Origin of the sequence: Sediminibacillus terrae (genome assembly GCF_009602435.1) — a bacterium.
Lineage (GTDB): Bacteria > Bacillota > Bacilli > Bacillales > Amphibacillaceae > Sediminibacillus > Sediminibacillus terrae.
Genome location: NZ_VZDQ01000004.1, coordinates 1 through 17,766 on the forward strand (window position 1 = coordinate 1; position 17,766 = coordinate 17,766).

Consider the following 17,766-nt stretch of genomic DNA (forward strand, 5'->3'; position numbering starts at 1 on the left):
AAAAATTGAAAAAGGGGAAAAGTTTCCGATTGCGACAGATTACGGGAACTGGTGGCGAGTCCTTTATTCTGATCAAGTGGGTTATGTACACAAAGATAGTGTTAAAGCAGAGTTTAAAAATGGTGATGATTATTTCCGAGTATTCACGGATAATTTACCTGTGTATGATAATCGAGGCTCTACTTTGAAAAAAATCGGTGAGTTAACAAAAGGTCAAACATATCCGATTGTAAAAGACTATGGAGACAATTGGTGGCAAATTCAATTCGGTAATAATTATGGTTATGTTCGAAAGTCAGACACAGGTTATGCGACTAAAAAAGAAGTTCCTAATCTGAATTATGAGTATTCTAATTCAGATAGTAATTTAGTGACAAAAGGCAAAGTAACTGTCTATGACAATATGTCAGGAAATTTAGTTGCGTTTGCAAAATTAGAAGCGGAAACTATTTTTCCTATTGCAACAGACTATGGAAATTGGTGGAGGGTAATCCTCGCAGAACGTGTGGGCTATGTAAAAAAAGAGGAAGTTGATATTTTTGGAATTAGCAAAACAATATATGATCTTACTCTTGAAAAAGCCATTGAGCTGCAAATGAAGGTAAACCCGCAGACTGATCAGAACTACGGGTATGTATCAAAATCATATATCAATAGTAAGAATGAAGTTACGGCCAGTGCTCTGAATGTACGTGGCGGACCAGGAACAAATTATAAAGAAATAGGAATGTTATATAACGGGGATAAAGTAAGTATTCTAGGTGAATATGATGGTTGGTATCAGATTAAGTTTAATGGGAACGCTCAATGGGTGACAGCCAGTGAAGAGGATGTTCAGTACTATCTAGACCCAAACAACTTTTTGGAAAACAGCCGTCAAAAATTTCAATTCTTAGATTTAGGAAAAGCTAGTGGGGCAACAGCATCAGAACTAAATAGTTACTTGTCAGGAAAAGGAATATTGTCTGGAAAGGGGCAATATTTTATAGAAGCAAGTAAGACTCATGGAGTAAACGATGTCTATCTAGTATCCCATGCATCTCTAGAAACAGGAAATGGAGGTGCACCTCTAGCTACTGGGGTTGAAGTAGGTAAAGACAAATCTGGTAATTTGGTGTTAGTTAATTCTAGTAATCGCAGTAGTTTACGAGATATTAGAACAACGTATAATATGTATGGTATTGGAGCTGTTGACGGAAATGCATATGAAGGAGGTGCATTTCGTGCTTACAAAGAAGGCTGGTTCAGTCCTGAGGAGGCCATCATAGGAGGAGCCCAGTTTATTGGGAATAGTTATATAAAGGTTGGTCAAAATACCTTATATAAAATGCGTTGGAATCCGGATGCTATGGAAAGGTATGGATATGCCACCCACCAATATGCATCAGATATTGGCTGGGCTTATAAACAAGTAGGTTCCATGTACAATTTATATCAAGAGATTGGATTAACAACTTTATATTTGGACATACCAGTATATAATTAAAAAATAGCCTGCAAACTTTTTGCAGGCTATTTTTATGTGTTTTTTATTTCATGCGCATAATATGATATAATTCGACTTATGATTAGAGAAAATAGTTAATGAGACAATTAACTTTTAACAGGAGTGACTGAATTGGACAAGCTTATTAAAGTGATGACAATATTCGGAACGAGACCAGAAGCAATAAAAATGGCTCCATTAATTTTAGAGCTAAGAAAACGTCCACAAGAATTTGAATCAATTGTAACAGTGACTGCTCAGCATCGAGAAATGTTGGATCAAGTACTGGAAATATTCGATATCTCACCAGATTTTGACTTAGATATAATGAAGAAGAAGCAATCACTTACAGAGATTACAAATAGAGCGTTGGAAGGCTTGGATAATGTTATGAAGGAAGCAAAGCCGGACATTGTATTGGTACACGGAGACACGACGACAACCTTTGCTGCCTCTTTAGCTGCATTTTATAACCAAATTGCAGTAGGTCATGTGGAAGCGGGTTTACGAACTTGGGATAAATATTCACCATATCCTGAAGAAATGAATCGACAACTAACAGGTATTATGGCAGATTTGCACTTTTCACCTACCGAAAAGTCCAAACAAAACCTGCTACATGAAAATAAACCAGAAGAACGAATTTTTGTTACAGGGAATACAGCAATTGATGCATTAAAAACTACCGTGGATGAATCTTATCAAAGTGAAGTTTTAGATTCCTTAAATGGTAAACGATTAGTTTTAATGACAGCTCACCGGAGAGAAAACTTGGGAGAAAATATGCAGCAGATGTTCCGTGCAATTAAACGATTAGTGGAAACGCATGAGGATATTCATGTCGTATATCCTGTGCATTTAAATCCGGTGATTCAAAAAACAGCTAATGAGATATTAGGAAACGATAAAAGAATTCAGTTGATAGAGCCTTTAAGTGTAGTAGATTTTCATAATTTCGCTTCACGTGCTCATTTGATTTTGACTGATTCTGGTGGTGTGCAGGAAGAAGCACCATCGCTTGGAGTTCCTGTTCTAGTTCTACGTGACACAACTGAACGACCGGAAGGGATTGATGCCGGTACCTTGAAGTTAGCAGGAACAGATGAGGAAAACATTTTTAACCTGGCTAATGAACTGTTATCTGATCCGGAAGCCCATAAAAAAATGGCTCGTTCATCCAATCCTTATGGCGATGGACAAGCTTCAAGACGAATTGCGGATGCCATAACAAATTATTTTCAAAACTAAATGTAGTTTTTTGTAAAAATAAATTATTTTATGTTGGATTTTGAACAACTTCTGATATACTGTTAACAGCACTGAAAAACTTCTTATTGCAAGTAAAATATTTTTTGAGAGTATTTGAGAAAAAGGAAGATGTTGATAATGAAACGTTCTCAGTATAAAAAAAAGTCTAGAAGGCTATGGGTCAAGGTTTTATTGGCTGTTGTCCTACTAGTTGTCGTAGGGTCCGGCGCTTTCGTTTATTCTATCTACCATAATACTAAACAAACCGTTGCAAATAAAATCACTCAGCCTGTTGATTCTATTGATACTACGGTTGGTAAGAAGAAAGTGAAGGATCAGGAACCACTGAACGTATTACTCCTTGGTGTGGATGAAAGAGAGAATGACGTTGGCCGCTCGGATGCTATGATGGTGCTGTCACTTGATCCAAAGAATGATAGTATGGAACTAGTTAGTATTCCAAGAGATACAAGGACAGAAATAGTAGGAAAAGGGACTCAGGATAAGATTAACCATGCATATGCTTTTGGAGGCGTAGATATGTCGGTTAATACAGTAGAGAATTTTCTTGGAATCGAGTTGGACTACTATGTTCGCTTGAATATGGAAGGATTGACCGAATTGGTTGGTGCTGTCGGTGGTATTACTGTAGATAACGAGATTGAATTCACCCGAAAGGAGCATCACTATCCACTTGGGGAAATTCAGTTAAGTGAAGAGGAAACATTGGATTATGTAAGGATGCGCAAACAGGACCCTAATGGAGATTTCGGCCGTAATGAACGGCAGCGTAAAGTGATTCAAGGAATAATTGACAAAGGAGCTTCCGTAGGTTCTGTCAATAAAATAGATGATATAGTTCAAGTATTGGGAAATAACATGGCAAGTAATATGGACTTTGAAGATATGCAAAATCTCTTGCTAAATTATCGGGATACAAGGAAGAACGTTAGTACTTATCAAATGCAAGGCACAGGTAAGAAAATAGATGGCATTTACTATTATGTAATCGATGATGCTGAAGTTGCTAAGGTTAAAAAGATGATTAGTACAAACTAGTGTCTACTCGATTCTTGAAAAACTGCACTTTTAGTGCAGTTTTTCTTTACTTGGGCGAGGAGTTGTCAGAGTACGTTGTAGTTGGTTATCTTCAGATGTGCTAATTATGAGGTAGAGGATATAACAATGAGTAAGTGATCGAGTAAGAGTTTTATCCGAAAAGTGAAAAATTTCAGGGAATTAGTAGACAAGTTATTTAGATTTACTCACTGCAAATATATTAATCCAACAGTTAATCTAATGATTTTAAAGGAGAGAGAATTAAAGGTGCATGTACGTAAAGCAATTATACCGGCAGCTGGACTAGGCACCAGATTTTTACCGGCAACGAAAGCACAACCAAAAGAAATGCTACCGATAGTTGACAAGCCAACGCTTCAGTATATCATTGAAGAAGCGGTGAATTCTGGAATCGAGGAGATCCTCGTAATTACTGGAAGGAATAAAAAAAGCATTGAGGATCATTTTGACAAATCTGTAGAACTAGAACTTGAACTAGAGGCAAAAGGTAAACAGGAGTTATTAAAGCAAGTAAGAAAAATATCTGATTTGGTAAATATCCATTTTATACGCCAGAAGGAGCCTAAAGGATTAGGTCATGCAATTTACTGTGCTAAAAGTTTTATAGGTAATGAACCATTTGCGGTGATGTTAGGTGATGATATCGTTGAAAATGAAAAACCTTGCCTTCTGCAAATGTTGGAAGTTTATGGACAATATAAGACTACTATACTAGGAGTACAAGGAATAGCTAATGAAGATGTAGGGAAATATGGCGTTGTCTATGGCAATGAAATAGAAGATAAAATATATAAAGTAAGTGGATTAGTAGAAAAGCCATCTGTTGAAGAGGCTCCTTCTAATATTGCCATTCTTGGAAGGTACGTCATCACCCCAGCTATATTTGAGATATTGGAACAAACAGCGCCAGGTAAAGGGGGGGAGATACAGCTCACAGATGCTCTTAAGGACTTAGCCCAGAAAGAAAAAATGTATGCGTACACCTTTGAGGGTAGGAGATACGATGTTGGAGATAAGCAAGGTTTTTTACAAGCTACTGTTGAATTTGCTCTTCAACGAGAAGATTTACGAAAAGATTTTCTTAATTTTCTAATAAGAACAATTGATAAGGAGAGAAAAATAGAATAGATGAATAAAAGATATTGTATCAAAAGGCGGTTGTCTGAATGGAAGGTGAGCAGTTGTAGTGCAAAACTCTCTCCTTAAGATAAGGGTTTTAATTTGTGAGACATTAGTAAAAGTCCCCTTAAGCACCCAGTTTTTATTCTACTATTGTAAAATTTTCTCTGAATTTCAGTTTAATAAAGTATGTCAAGGACGTGTAATCCAATTCAAAGTAAAAAATATATAAAGCTGCCATTGGCAGCTTTGTTTTTCGTTAGAAAAATTTCGCCATCGTTGGAAAAGAATCTGGAAGGTGAAGCAACCAGGCTGTTATTTTGATGCTATAATCCCCTCTCCATTGGCTAGATGTAAATTTAACACTTTTTTTCGTTTTTTTACATGGTTTCTTTCTCTTTCACTTAAGATCTTCTTAAAGCCGATATCTACAAATGTATGGTATCCGTATGAGACATACTATAACTCAATCTTCTCTTTTTTTATGTCTCTCTCAAATTCATAAAAATAACGCTAAAACTCCTCCTCATTATGATCATTTATTTATGAAGCTTGTCGAAATTTAAGGCGATGTTTGGTATATTTTTGCCCGGTGTGCTGTTGCCCATTTTAATACCGTCTTTCACTTTCGGCATATGTCAGTTAGTTAACCCCTTCCCCAAATTACAGAACGTGAATTTAATTATCCCCCCCTTTTTCCAAAATCGCCACAAAAGTAAGAATTAATTTTGAAAACGCTTATTTGTACAATGAACGCAACAAGAAATTTAGGAGGCATTAGTGATGGGAAGTTGGTTAGGACTGGAAGAAAAAGTTGCCATTGTGACAGGCGGAAGTTCAGGAATTGGCAGAGCGATTGTGACAGCCTTGTTGGACAATGGTTCGATTGTCTATAACTTGGATTTAAAAGATCAGCCATTGGATCACGATCATTATCGTTTTATGGAACTGGATGTCGCAGACGCTGCAGCTGTAAAACAAACGGTAGACACGGTAGTGGAAAAAGAAAGCAAAATCGATGTGCTGGTCAACAATGCAGGCATTAATCTTCCGAGATTGCTTGTAGATATCAAAGGCGAAAAGCCTGAATATGAAATGGAGGAAAAAGATTTAGATGTCATGTTCAATGTGAATTTAAAGGGGCCTGTTTGGCTCAGTCAAGCAGTAGCCAAACACTTCATTTCTCAAAAGTCTGGTATTATTGTTAATGTTTCGAGTGAAGCTGGACAAGAAGGCTCGGAAGGTCAAAGTATCTATTCGGCGACCAAAGCTGCTTTGATTGGTTTTACAAGAAGTTGGGCAAAAGAACTTGGTAAGCATAATGTAAACGTTGTAGCCATAGCTCCGGGGATTCTTGAAGAAACTGGATTGCGTACACCACAATATGAGGAAGCTCTTGCTTACAGTAGAAATACGACTGTCGATCGATTAAATGGCGATTATTCTAAATCGATTCCATTGGGCAGGGTGGGCAAATTGACGGAGATTGCTGACCTGGTTTGTTATTTAAGTTCTGATAAAGCAAGTTATATAACAGGAACCACAGTTAACATTTCGGGTGGTAAGTCTAGAGGCTGATTCCATAGATAGGGGAGAGGTCATGCAACTTAATGAAAAACACCTAAAGATGATAGAGTCTCTCATGCATGAAGAGATTGAAGTAGAAAAGTTGTCCTATCAATTAAATCTTACAGAAAAAACAATCGTGAATTATATAAGACAAATCAACAGTGACTTTCAAGATGCCGCGGTCATCACCAAACAGCATCAAAAATTATCCCTGGCAATCAAGGAACAACAGGTATTTTTCGACAAACTGGATTTGTTAAAAGATGAATGCCAGGAACATGACAGAGTGAATCAGCAAAGGAAAGACGAACTTTTTTATCAATTATCTATTCACAAGCAAACGACCCTTGATGACATGGCGGATAGGTTGTTTTTGAGCAAGACACTGGTCAGTAAAATTCTGCGGGAGTTGAAAGAGGATATCGAGACATCACACGTACAGATCACAGGTACGCCAAATGTAGGCTTGATATTGGAAGGCTCTGAGTTCGAGATACGCAAATTGGCGATTGAACAATTCCCGTCCGAGTTTATCGAATATGAAGTGCCGCCGAGTTTGGTCACAGGATTGGATCAATTGCAACAAGATTGGAAACTGGATGAACAGTCACTGGAACGGTTGATTTTGGCGCTCAAAGTGACCTTGCAGCGAATGGAGCAGCTTTGTTTAATAAGTGGCACAGTCGATTTAGATGCACATATTTTTCATTCGGAAGAGTACATGGCATTGGATTTTATAAAAGAGTATATAGAAAAAGTTTTCCCAGAGGCCAATGCAGGAAAAGAGATTATCTTAATCGTTGTGCAATTGATGGGACGCAGGGCTTCGCTATTGGATGAATTATTGACGCAACAAGATGAAAGCCTTATTCAAAAGATCATTGATCAAACGATTCGCGATGTAGAACGGTTTTACGGGCTTAAAATCGACGAGGAGCTATTCACGAAGGATATTCGTTTACACATTAAGCATTTAATCAATCGATTGATCTTCCGTATCAAGTTGAATAATGAAATGGCATATGACATGCAGCAGCGATTTCCTTTTGCCTATGAATTGTCTACCTTGCTGGGAGAAAGCATTACACGCGTGACCGGCTTGGGAATGCCGGAGAAGGAACTGGGCTTTTTAACGATATATTTCAGTGTGTATTTGGAACAACTCGAGCAAAAGATGAATGAATTACATGACATTGCGATTTTGACGAATCAAGGATTGAGCACGACCAAGTTGTTGACCATGAACTTGCGCAAAGTGTTCGGCACCCAAATCAACGTGGAGGTCATTGATGAATCCGAGTTTACCGAAGAAAGCATTCATCCATTTGATTTAGTCATCTCATCGATCAAAACAAACAGAATGTTCAACAAAGTCATATACATCGAGGATGTCTTTGATCAGCAGCTGCTTAAATTGAAAATAGAACAGTTCTTGATTTATAAGGATGTAAGTAATAAAAAATTGTTCAACCGCAGTGTTTTGGTGGATTTCCTCGATCATTCCGATTTTTACCACTTTCAGGGCCGGCAAACATATCAAGATATCATTTGTCGACTGGCTGATGAGCTTTACAATGAAGGGAAAGTAGACGCAGGTTTTAAAAAGAGTTTGATTGAAAGGGAAAACAAAAAATCTACGATCAACGGTCAATTAGGCTTTCCGCACGCAAGCCATAAGCAAGACGGGATTTTTATCAAGGTCGGTGTTTTAGATGAACCGCTTGATGATCATGAAAATGTCAGATTGGTCGTACTTATCGCATCTTCCGAGGAAAACGTGAATGAGGCAATGCTTATCCGGATTTATGAGGAAGTATTGGCGATTACGACAAATCACTATATTTTGAACAAAATCAATGCTAAGACAACCTTTACGGATTTGTCACGATTATTAAATCAGGAAATGAGGGAATAGCCTATGTTTATCATGCTGATTATCTTTGCTGCGATAGGCTTTGTCGTTCAGTATTTACTAGGTCTGCTCCAGATCAAAAATTTTACCAAAAACTATACCCAACTGCGGGAAAAGGGCCGAGTCGCCATTGGAAGACGTCCGGCTATCGTTAAATCTGGAACGCTGGTGTTACTTCAGCTAAACAATAAAAACGAGATTGAAGATGCGCGATACATGCAAGGTGTCACCGTGTTCTCTAAATTCAAACCGCTTAAGGGTTTGGAAGGAAAGAAACTGCAAAAAGTTAATGCCAGTGATTTGGAGGATTACAACAAACTGCTGAGAAAAGCGGTTTTAGATGCGCAAAACACTTTCCATGTCATTCAAAATGGCGGAGAAATTGCCCAAATTCCTTCACCGATGATGAAAGCTGTACGGAAAGTAAACGGAATGTTTAAAAAAGAAAGGGGTCTAAAGCATGGACTACATCGTTAAATTTGCAGAAGGATTTATCAACTTATTCCAAACAGGTGCCGATACGTTTATCGATTGGATGACAACGATTGTACCGCTTGTACTGATGTTGTTGATTGCGATGAATACCATCATTCAATTGATAGGCGAGGAGAAAATCAACCTCATCGCACAGAAATCAGCCAAAAATCCGTTTTTAAGGTATTTGGTGTTACCATTCCTGGGGTCCTTCATGCTGGCGAATCCTATGGTCCACTCTTTGGGCAGATTCATGCCAGAGAAATATAAACCGAGTTACTTTGCTTCCGCGGCACAGTTCGCCCATACAAGTAACGGGATTTTTCCACATATTAACCCGGCGGAATTATTTATCTACTTGGGCATTGCACAAGGTATCCAGGAGCTGGGGCTGCCGATGACAGATTTGGCTGTCCGTTACTTATTGGTCGGTTTGGTGATGAACTTCATCGGTGGTTGGGTTACGGACTTCACAACGAGTTATATAGAGAAACAACAAAACGTGAAATTGAGCAAAGAAGTAAAAGTAGAAGGTTGAGGTGGACAGCATGGCTGAAAAAGCGAAAATCGTTAAAGGTTCGGGTGGTTTCGGTGGCCCGTTGACAATCGGTGTCGATGGTAAACGGGACAAACTGATGTATGTCACTGGCGGTCATAAGCCTGCCATTGTAGATAAAATATGTGATATCACCGGGGCAACACCTGTGAATGGTTTTGAAACATCTGTACCGGAAGAGGAAATCATGGCAGCAGTCATTGATTGTGGCGGAACGTTACGTTGTGGCATTTATCCGCAAAAAGGCATCCCTACGATCAATATCATGGCTACCGGTAAAAGCGGACCTTTGCGCCAATATATAACCGAAGACATTTACGTATCCAACGTAGACGTTGATCAAGTGTCGGCGGCCGGTACAGAAAGTGAAAGTACGTCTGTAAAAGAGACGCAAGCAGAGGAGAAACAGCCAGAACAACAAGCGACCTATTCAAAAGACAAGAAAATCATGGAAACACGCGCGGAACAAGAAAACAAAAGCCTGCTTACCAAAATCGGCCTGGCTGCGGGCAAGGTTATCAACACCTTCTACCAGGCTTCCCGCGATGCTGTGGAAACGATGCTGCATACCGTCATTCCGTTTATGGGATTTGTGGCATTATTGATCGGCATCATTCAAGGCTCTGGCATCGGCGACTTGTTCGCAAATGTGATGTCTCCGCTTGCCGGAAATATTTGGGGACTGATGGCCATCGGCTTTATTTGTTCCTTGCCCTTTTTAAGTCCATTACTAGGGCCGGGTGGAGTTATCGGACAAGTACTCGGTACGCTGATCGGAGTGGAAATCGGCAAAGGGAACATTCCTCCAAACCTTGCACTCCCGGCCCTATTTGCGATCAATACGCAAAACGCCGCAGACTTCATTCCTGTTGGATTAGGTCTGGCAGAAGCAGAAACGAAAACAATCGAAGTAGGGGTGCCATCTGTCCTTTATTCCAGATTCTTGAATGGTGTGCCGCGAGTATTTGTCGCTTGGCTGGCAAGCTTCGGATTATATAAATAAACAAGGAGCGTATGATTCATGTATCGAACAGAAATAAAAAAAATCGGGAAAGATGCAAAAGCTTTTGAAGCAGAAAAAATGATGGTTCTGTTTGGAGAAAATGCACCAGCTGAACTTGCGGACTTTTGCTATATCATCGATGTCAATACAGTAGAAAAAGAAATAACGGAAGATTCAAAGCTGACTATTGACGGAACGACATATGAAATCACGAAAGTTGGTTCTGCCGTCAACAAAAACCTGCATGATTTAGGACATATAACGTTACGCTTTAATGGGAGTACGGAAGCAGAGCAATCAGGTACGTTATATTTGGAAGATGCAGAATTGGTGGCGGTGGAGGTTGGTTCTACGATAACGATTGAATAGAGACAGAAGTCCTCCTCGGATATTTGAGGAGGGCTTTTTCTATCAATAAATAATGATGTCCTCTTTACAAAATTCTGAAAAAAGGTTATCATAAGCCTAACTGGTAATGACCAGTTCAGAATGAATAAAAGAGTTAGGTGACAGCATGTGATTAATAATAAAAGAATTCCTTTATATCTTCAATTGATGGATAAAATCATCGAGAAAATTAATGCACAAGAGTATAGAGAACAAGAAAAGCTGCCTTCCGAACGGGAACTGTGTGACATGTATGGAATGAGCCGCATTACAGTCAGACAAGCAATGCAGGAATTGGAACGGGAAGGATATATATATAAATTGCACGGCAAGGGAACATTTGTGGCACCGAAATCCTACAGTCAAAACTTGGTGAAATTATATAGTTTTACAGATGAGATGAGGAAAATAGGGAAGATTCCTACCAGCAAAGTGCTTTCATTTGAAGCCGTAGAAGCGGAAGAAGCGATTGGCAGCAAGATGGGGATCCACCCAAAAGAAGAAGTCTATAAAGTTGTGCGTTTAAGACTTGCTGATGAAGAACCTCTCATGTATGAAACGTCCTACATTCCGGTAGCCAAGTTTCCGGGACTGACACAGGAAACACTGGATAAACAACCAATGTATGAAGTATTTTATAACGATTACAATATTCCTGTAAATAAGGCAGTTGAAAGCTTTTCACCTACATTGGTTCGAGAAGAGGAAGCGAAGCATTTACGAATTTCGAGCAAACAAACGGCTATGTTGATAAAAAGATATGCATATTCAGATAAACAATTAATTGAATATACCATTACCGTGGCCAGGGGTGACAAATTCGAATATAAAGTGGAACTGACTTAAGAAAGGTAATACTACCTTTTTTAATAAACTGGTTATGACAACATAACCATTAATTTTCTAGTAAAAGGGGGGATTCATGTTTGTGATGGAATGAAGCGATGTACTTGGTTTTGAGTTCAACTACTATTATAAAGGGGATGGAGAAAATGACAAAACCCAACATTTTATTGACGAGAATTGATAACAGATTGATACATGGTCAGGTAGGGGTCACCTGGGTAAATCACCTTGGAGCCAACTTAGTAGTTGTTGCCAATGATAAAGTGGCTGAAGACGAAGTACAGCAAAACCTGATGGATATGGTGCTGCCGGATGTAATCCAAACCAGGTTTTTCACCTTGCAGAAAACGATCGATATTATCCACAAGGCTTCGCCAAAACAGAAAATATTTTTGGTCGTCCGAGACGTGAAGGATGCACTTAAATTGAAAGAGAATGGGGTCCCTATCGAATATTTAAATATAGGAAACATGGATTATGAAGAAGGCAAAAAGCAAATTTCCTCGACGGTTTCCGTGGACCAGGATGACATCGAAGCCTTCAAGAAACTGGATGAACTTGGGGTGAAACTCGATTTAAGAGGAGTGCCGAATGAAAAAGGCAGAAATATATTGGAACTGTTAGAAAAATGATTTATTCGCTGACCAATACGAAAAAGGGGGCGTCACTATGTTAGTAGAAGCGATACTTATTGCCTTATGGGCAGGTATCCTGGGAATAGATTTATACAACGGCTTGACGCATATTCATAGGCCGGTTGTTTCAGGAGTAGTTGTCGGTTTGATACTGGGGGACCTCACCACCGGGCTGATTGTAGGGGGAACGTTAGAGTTGATATGGATGGGAATGGTTCCGCTTGCCGGTGCTCAACCTCCTAACGTTGTTATTGGTGGTGTAATAGGAACCGCATTTGGTGTCATTACCGGACAGGATCCGGATGTTGCTGTTGGTATCGCCATCCCGTTTGCGGTGGCAATGCAAGGGCTTGTTACACTTTTATTTACATTATTCGCTCCGCTGATGCATAAAGCAGATCAATTCGCCTTAGATGCAAATACGAAAGGGATAGACAATCTCAACTATCTGGGTCTTACCATCACCTTTTTCTTTAACGCTTTCATTGCATTCTTGCCAATATACTTTGGCGCACAGACAGCTGCTGAATATGTGGAAGCTGTACCACAATGGATTATAGATGGATTGGCCGTCGCAGGGGGGATCATGCCGGCTATCGGTTTCGCCATGCTTCTGCGGATTATGATGAAAGTTGAATACATCATGTTTTTCATTGTAGGGTTCATTCTTGCGGCCTATTTGGAGTTACCGATACTCGCTATCGCATTAATCGGGTTGGCAATTGCGTTATATGATTTTTATCAAAATAAAAATAAAAATGGCCCAGCAGGTGGAAATCAAGCTAATGAGGAGGAGATAACGGATGGCATCTAACTACGTGTATGAAGACTCACATCCGGCAGAGGAGTTAAGTCAGAAGCAAATCCAAAAACTTGCCTGGAGATCCTTGTTGCTGCAAGCATCTTTCAACTATGAACGTATGCAGGCTGCTGGCTGGCTTTACGCCTTAATTCCCGGATTGAAACTAATCCATAAGAATAAAAAAGATTTAAGTAAATCGATGAAGGACAACATGGAATTCTTCAATACACACCCATTTTTAGTGACATTTGTGATGGGTATCATCCTGGCCATGGAACAAAAGAAAGAAGACCGTGAAGCTATAAGGGGAATCAAGGTAGCGACAATGGGACCGTTAGGCGGTATCGGAGACGCTTTATTCTATCTGACGCTTCTTCCGATTACGGCCAGTATAGGTGCTTCTTTAGCTGTGGAAGGGAATATAGCGGGTCCGATTGTATTTTTGATTGCCTTTAATATTATCCATTTCGGCGTACGCTTCGGTTTAATGAACTACGGATACAAAATGGGTGTAAAGGCCATATCCAAGTTAAAAGAAATGATGGGGTATATTTCACGCTCTGCTTCCATTGTAGGTTTAACAGTTGTAGGAGGATTGATTGCTACCTATGTGGGTTTTGAAATAGACTACATTTGGAAACAGGGTGAATCTGAAATGAACGTGCAGACAGATATTTTGGATCAGATCATGCCTGGTTTGCTTCCATTAATTTATACATTGTTGGTTTACTGGCTTTTGAAAAAAGGACGTTCCCCTATCACATTAATCGGATTGACAGTGGTCGTTGGGCTGATTGGTTCGTTCTTTAATATTATGTAATCACTTTCATTGAGGAGGGCTCAGAATGATTGGAATGGTATTGACGGGTCATGGCACTTTTCCGGAAGGTTTGCTGGATTCCGTTCAACTAATTGCAGGGATACAAGAAAATGTAAAAGCGGTGTCATTTAAAGAAGACAAAGGTGCGCTGGAGAGTCAGCTTCGTGAAGCGATCGCCTCTGTCGAACAAGGGGATGGAGTCATCTGTTTTGCAGACCTCGCTGGCGGAACACCATTCAATGTCAGCAGCTTGATAGCCAACGAAAAGGATAATGTAAGAGTCGTCGGAGGAACCAATGTCCCAATGGTGTTAAGCGGCGTTTTTCAACGCGAAAAATCACTAGATGAATTTGTTTCTTTTGTTTTAAGTGAAGGGGCTGGTAACGTCAAGAAATTCGAGAAAAAGAGAAACAAAGAAGCATCCAGTTCTACAGGAATTTAATGAATTACATCACAACTGGTTATGACAACATGACCAAATGAGGAGGGCTTGATTTGTTCAATTTATCGATAGAAGAAATTAAGGAGAGAGGGGCTTTCCATACAGCCACAGAAATTCATCATCAACCAGAAGTATGGCAGGAGTTATTGTCGACTATGGAAAAGTCGAAATCCGGATTCAAAGAATTTTTGGAAGGAATTTCTGAAAAGCATGAACAAGTGCATGTCATTTTGACAGGAGCAGGTACATCAGCTTTTGTCGGGGATACCCTCGCTCCGGAATTGAATAAATGGTGCAAACAAAATGTTTTTTTTGATGCCATCCCAACTACAGATATTGTCTCCAACCCACGTGAATATTTGAAAGCGGATCGTCCGACCGTCATGGTGTCTTTTGCCCGATCAGGAAACAGTCCGGAAAGTGTAGCAGCTGTAGCACTGGGCGAGAAGTGCATCAAAGACTTTTACCAAGTTGTCATCACCTGCAACAAAGACGGTCAGTTAGCTGCAAATACAAAAGGAGATGATAAAAGCATAACCGTGCTAATGCCAGAAAAATCCAATGATAAGTCCTTAGCAATGACCAGCAGTTTCACCTCTATGCTTTTGGCAGGTTATGAACTTTTTCTCCCGGAAGAGGCTAAAGGGACGATTGCTGATCAAGTTATAGCAAATGGAGACAGACTGATAAAGCGTGTTGGTGATCACATTGATACGGTTTTAGGTATCGATTTTAATCGAATCGTTTATCTCGGCTCTGGTCTTTTAGGGATGCTTGCCGAAGAGGCTTCCTTGAAAATGCTGGAGTTGACTGGCGGCCAGGTGATTGCTTTCCATGATTCTTCCCTTGGATTTCGCCATGGTCCAAAGTCTGTTCTGAATGAACAAACTGTGGTGGTCGTATTCCTTTCAGAAAACGAGTATACCAGAAAATATGATTTGGACATGCTTCGACAACTTCACGAAGAAGGAACAGCAGCGATGGTGGTGGCAATGACGCAAAATGCCGATAAGGATGTGGAGGAACTTGCCCATTTCACTGTTTCAATCAGTGAAGGAGGAAAAAGTCCACAAAACGATCTTCAAGCGGCTTTATCTTATATAATCTTTGCTCAAGCACTAGCTATGAAAAAGTCGATGCAATTGGGAATCACACCTGACAATCCAAGCCCCAATGGCGAAATCAGTCGTGTGGTCCAGGGTGTCACCATTCACCATTATAATGTGGAAGCATAAAAGCAGGAGTGAAAACATGCGGTATTTTATAAAGGCAGATCAATATTTACTTGAGCATGGAGTAATAGAAAAAGGATATTTGGTGGTGGAAGACGGGCGTTTTTCTTCGATATCCACTGAAGTACCGACCGGAGAAAAAGTCATAGACTGGAGCGGCTACATGGTCGCTCCAGGTCTGTTTGACACACATATTCATGGAATCAACGGTCAGGACATCATGGATGGTAAGGAGGAAGCTGTAAAGGGAATTTCCACCACATTGGCTTCGCAAGGTGTGACACGGTTTCTGCCGACAACCTTGACGTCTTCCGGTACAGATTTAAGAAAGACGCTTGAGGCCATAAAACGAGCGGAAGATGATGGGCTGCCCGGCGCTCAATCCCAAGGAATATTTTTAGAGGGTCCTTATTTTACTGAACAACATAAGGGAGCACAAAACAAGAAGTATTTCCGGGACCCGGATATCGAGGAGTTTCAACAGTGGCAAGAGATATCTGGTGGCAATATAGTGAAAATTGCTTTGGCACCGGAACGGGAAGGCTCGCTTGCGTTCATCCGTAAGGTAAAAGGTACTGGGGTGCAAGTAAGCATCGCCCACTCGGATGCTACGTTTGATTGTTGTATAAAGGCCCTTGAGAATGGTGTGAATAATTTCGTCCATTTGTTTAATGGGATGAGGGGGCTCCATCACAGAGAACCGGGTGTAGTAGGAGCTGCTTTCCATTCGGAAGATGCGTTTGTTGAGTTGATTTCCGATGGCTTGCACGTCCATCCGGAAGTGGCTGCTCTTACCTATCGTTTGAAAGCAGATCAATTGATGTTGATTACGGATTGTATGCGTGCAGGCGGCATGCCTGACGGAAGTTACAAATTGGGAGAATTTCCTGTAATCATGGAGGCCGGAGTAGCAAGAACGGAAACAGGATCGCTTGCTGGCAGTACACTTAAACTGCTGGACGGAATCAGAAATTTACAGAAGTGGACAAAAGCTGATTTACAAGATATTTGGCACTTGGCTTCCTTGACACCTGCTAAGAGTTTAGAGATGGACAATGAAATCGGCAGTATTTCATTTGGAAAAAAAGCAGACTATGTGGTGATTGATTCAAACTTGGAAGTTCAAGCGACTGCCGTCGATGGAAACCTCATCTACACTAAGGAAGAAGAAAGGAGAAAAAATGATGCAAACCCGTACAGTGAAAGCAGAGCGATTAAGTAAGTTGATGAACGATAATGGCTATTTCAGCGCTTTGGCGATTGATCAACGTGGTGCCTTGAAACGGATGATGGGAGAAGACACAACGAAACAAGAAATCGAGAAGTACAAATCACTCGTTTCTGAGCGGTTAACTCCTTATGCTTCTGCTATACTATTGGATCCTGAGTATGGCTGGCCTGCGGCAGGCAAAAAAGATGAACAGTGCGGTCTTCTTGTAGCTTATGAAAAAACGGGGTATGACACAAGCGATGTTGGTCGTATGCCCAGTCTTCTTCCGGACTGGTCGGTCAAACGGCTTGTCGAGAAAGGAGCGGACGGAATAAAAATACTCATTTATCATGATATCGATGGTTCTATCGAAGTGAATGAGAAGAAGAATGCCTTCGTGGAAAGGATTGCATCCGAGTGTAAAGCGGAAGATATACCGTTTTTTTTAGAAATCATTACGTATGATGAAGGAATGGATGATATGAAAGGCCGGGAATTTGCTAAAATGAAGCCTCGAAAAGTCCTGTCATCTATGAAACACTTTTCTGGTGAGCGGTTCGGGGCTGACGTGCTGAAGGTCGAGGTTCCTGTTAATATGAATTTTGTAGAAGGGTTCACGGAAGAAGAACCAGTATATACCCGTGAGGAAGCCTCTTCCTATTTTAGAGAACAAAGTGAATCTACGAATCTTCCTTATATATTTTTGAGCGGTGGTGTAAGTGCAGAGCTTTTTCAAGAAACACTGAAGTTCGCAAAACAATCAGGCGCAGCATTTCATGGTGTCCTTTGTGGACGTGCAACATGGAGTGGATCTGCTTTTAAATATAAAGAAGCTGGGTCAGCAGCTGCCAATGAATGGTTGGAAACAGAAGGGACAGAAAATATCACGTCTCTAAACAATGTACTAGCGGAAACAGCCGCTTCAAGCCAGCCATAAAATATCTA

Annotated in this window: 18 protein-coding genes; all 18 read left to right on the forward strand. The window is 40.3% G+C overall.

What is annotated here, in order from left to right; genetic code table 11:
* The coding region (locus F6X55_RS01425; RefSeq protein ID WP_153461648.1) for an SH3 domain-containing protein at window positions 1-1,486 on the forward strand (1,486 nt) is incomplete at its 5' end.
* A 132-nt stretch (window positions 1,487-1,618) separates the two neighbouring features.
* Window positions 1,619-2,734, forward strand: coding sequence for a non-hydrolyzing UDP-N-acetylglucosamine 2-epimerase (gene wecB, locus F6X55_RS01430; protein WP_153461650.1), 1,116 nt, complete (start codon window positions 1,619-1,621; stop codon window positions 2,732-2,734).
* Window positions 2,735-2,872: 138 nt separating this feature from the next.
* Window positions 2,873-3,793 (forward strand): LCP family glycopolymer transferase, encoded by a 921-nt coding sequence (locus F6X55_RS01435; RefSeq protein ID WP_153461652.1) that lies wholly within the window; start codon window positions 2,873-2,875, stop codon window positions 3,791-3,793.
* A gap of 267 nt (window positions 3,794-4,060) precedes the next feature.
* A complete protein-coding gene (gene galU, locus F6X55_RS01440) occupies window positions 4,061-4,942 on the forward strand; it encodes a UTP--glucose-1-phosphate uridylyltransferase GalU (protein ID WP_153461730.1) in 882 nt (293 codons plus the stop codon).
* 774 nt (window positions 4,943-5,716) lie between these two features.
* Window positions 5,717-6,511, forward strand: coding sequence for an SDR family oxidoreductase (locus tag F6X55_RS01445; protein ID WP_153461654.1), 795 nt, complete (start codon window positions 5,717-5,719; stop codon window positions 6,509-6,511).
* A 22-nt stretch (window positions 6,512-6,533) separates the two neighbouring features.
* Window positions 6,534-8,417 (forward strand): BglG family transcription antiterminator, encoded by a 1,884-nt coding sequence (locus F6X55_RS01450; RefSeq protein WP_153461656.1) that lies wholly within the window; start codon window positions 6,534-6,536, stop codon window positions 8,415-8,417.
* 3 nt (window positions 8,418-8,420) lie between these two features.
* Window positions 8,421-8,891, forward strand: a complete 471-nt coding sequence (locus tag F6X55_RS01455) for a transcriptional regulator GutM (protein WP_153461658.1) — start codon at window positions 8,421-8,423, stop codon at window positions 8,889-8,891.
* The gene (srlA, locus tag F6X55_RS01460; RefSeq protein ID WP_153461660.1) at window positions 8,875-9,426 is read left to right on the forward strand and encodes a PTS glucitol/sorbitol transporter subunit IIC; all 552 of its coding nucleotides are present in this window, start codon (window positions 8,875-8,877) and stop codon (window positions 9,424-9,426) included. The genes F6X55_RS01455 and srlA overlap by 17 nt, the downstream gene beginning before the upstream one ends.
* Before the next feature lie 10 nt (window positions 9,427-9,436).
* Window positions 9,437-10,447 carry a PTS glucitol/sorbitol transporter subunit IIB gene (srlE, locus tag F6X55_RS01465; protein ID WP_153461662.1) on the forward strand — a complete coding sequence of 337 codons (1,011 nt, stop codon included), beginning with the start codon at window positions 9,437-9,439 and terminating at the stop codon, window positions 10,445-10,447.
* An 18-nt stretch (window positions 10,448-10,465) separates the two neighbouring features.
* On the forward strand, window positions 10,466-10,816 hold the full coding sequence (locus F6X55_RS01470) for a PTS glucitol/sorbitol transporter subunit IIA (protein WP_153461664.1): 351 nt from the start codon (window positions 10,466-10,468) through the stop codon (window positions 10,814-10,816).
* A gap of 147 nt (window positions 10,817-10,963) precedes the next feature.
* Complete coding sequence (locus F6X55_RS01475; protein WP_026571286.1) at window positions 10,964-11,680, forward strand: GntR family transcriptional regulator; 717 nt, start codon at window positions 10,964-10,966, stop codon at window positions 11,678-11,680.
* 146 nt (window positions 11,681-11,826) lie between these two features.
* Window positions 11,827-12,312: a PTS N-acetylgalactosamine transporter subunit IIB gene (gene agaV / locus F6X55_RS01480; RefSeq protein ID WP_153461665.1), complete on the forward strand. Its 486-nt coding sequence runs from the start codon at window positions 11,827-11,829 to the stop codon at window positions 12,310-12,312.
* A 37-nt stretch (window positions 12,313-12,349) separates the two neighbouring features.
* A complete protein-coding gene (gene agaW / locus F6X55_RS01485) occupies window positions 12,350-13,129 on the forward strand; it encodes a PTS N-acetylgalactosamine transporter subunit IIC (RefSeq protein ID WP_153461667.1) in 780 nt (259 codons plus the stop codon).
* Window positions 13,119-13,937 (forward strand): PTS system mannose/fructose/sorbose family transporter subunit IID, encoded by an 819-nt coding sequence (locus F6X55_RS01490; protein WP_026571289.1) that lies wholly within the window; start codon window positions 13,119-13,121, stop codon window positions 13,935-13,937. Before agaW ends, F6X55_RS01490 begins: the two co-directional genes overlap by 11 nt.
* A gap of 25 nt (window positions 13,938-13,962) precedes the next feature.
* Window positions 13,963-14,379: a PTS sugar transporter subunit IIA gene (locus F6X55_RS01495; protein WP_026571290.1), complete on the forward strand. Its 417-nt coding sequence runs from the start codon at window positions 13,963-13,965 to the stop codon at window positions 14,377-14,379.
* Window positions 14,380-14,432: 53 nt separating this feature from the next.
* The gene (locus tag F6X55_RS01500) at window positions 14,433-15,614 is read left to right on the forward strand and encodes an SIS domain-containing protein (RefSeq protein ID WP_026771828.1); all 1,182 of its coding nucleotides are present in this window, start codon (window positions 14,433-14,435) and stop codon (window positions 15,612-15,614) included.
* 16 nt (window positions 15,615-15,630) lie between these two features.
* Entirely contained in the window at window positions 15,631-16,833 is a 1,203-nt protein-coding gene (gene nagA, locus F6X55_RS01505; protein WP_153461669.1) for an N-acetylglucosamine-6-phosphate deacetylase, read from the forward strand.
* Entirely contained in the window at window positions 16,796-17,758 is a 963-nt protein-coding gene (gene lacD, locus F6X55_RS01510) for a tagatose-bisphosphate aldolase (RefSeq protein WP_153461670.1), read from the forward strand. Before nagA ends, lacD begins: the two co-directional genes overlap by 38 nt.
* Window positions 17,759-17,766 lie beyond the last annotated feature (8 nt).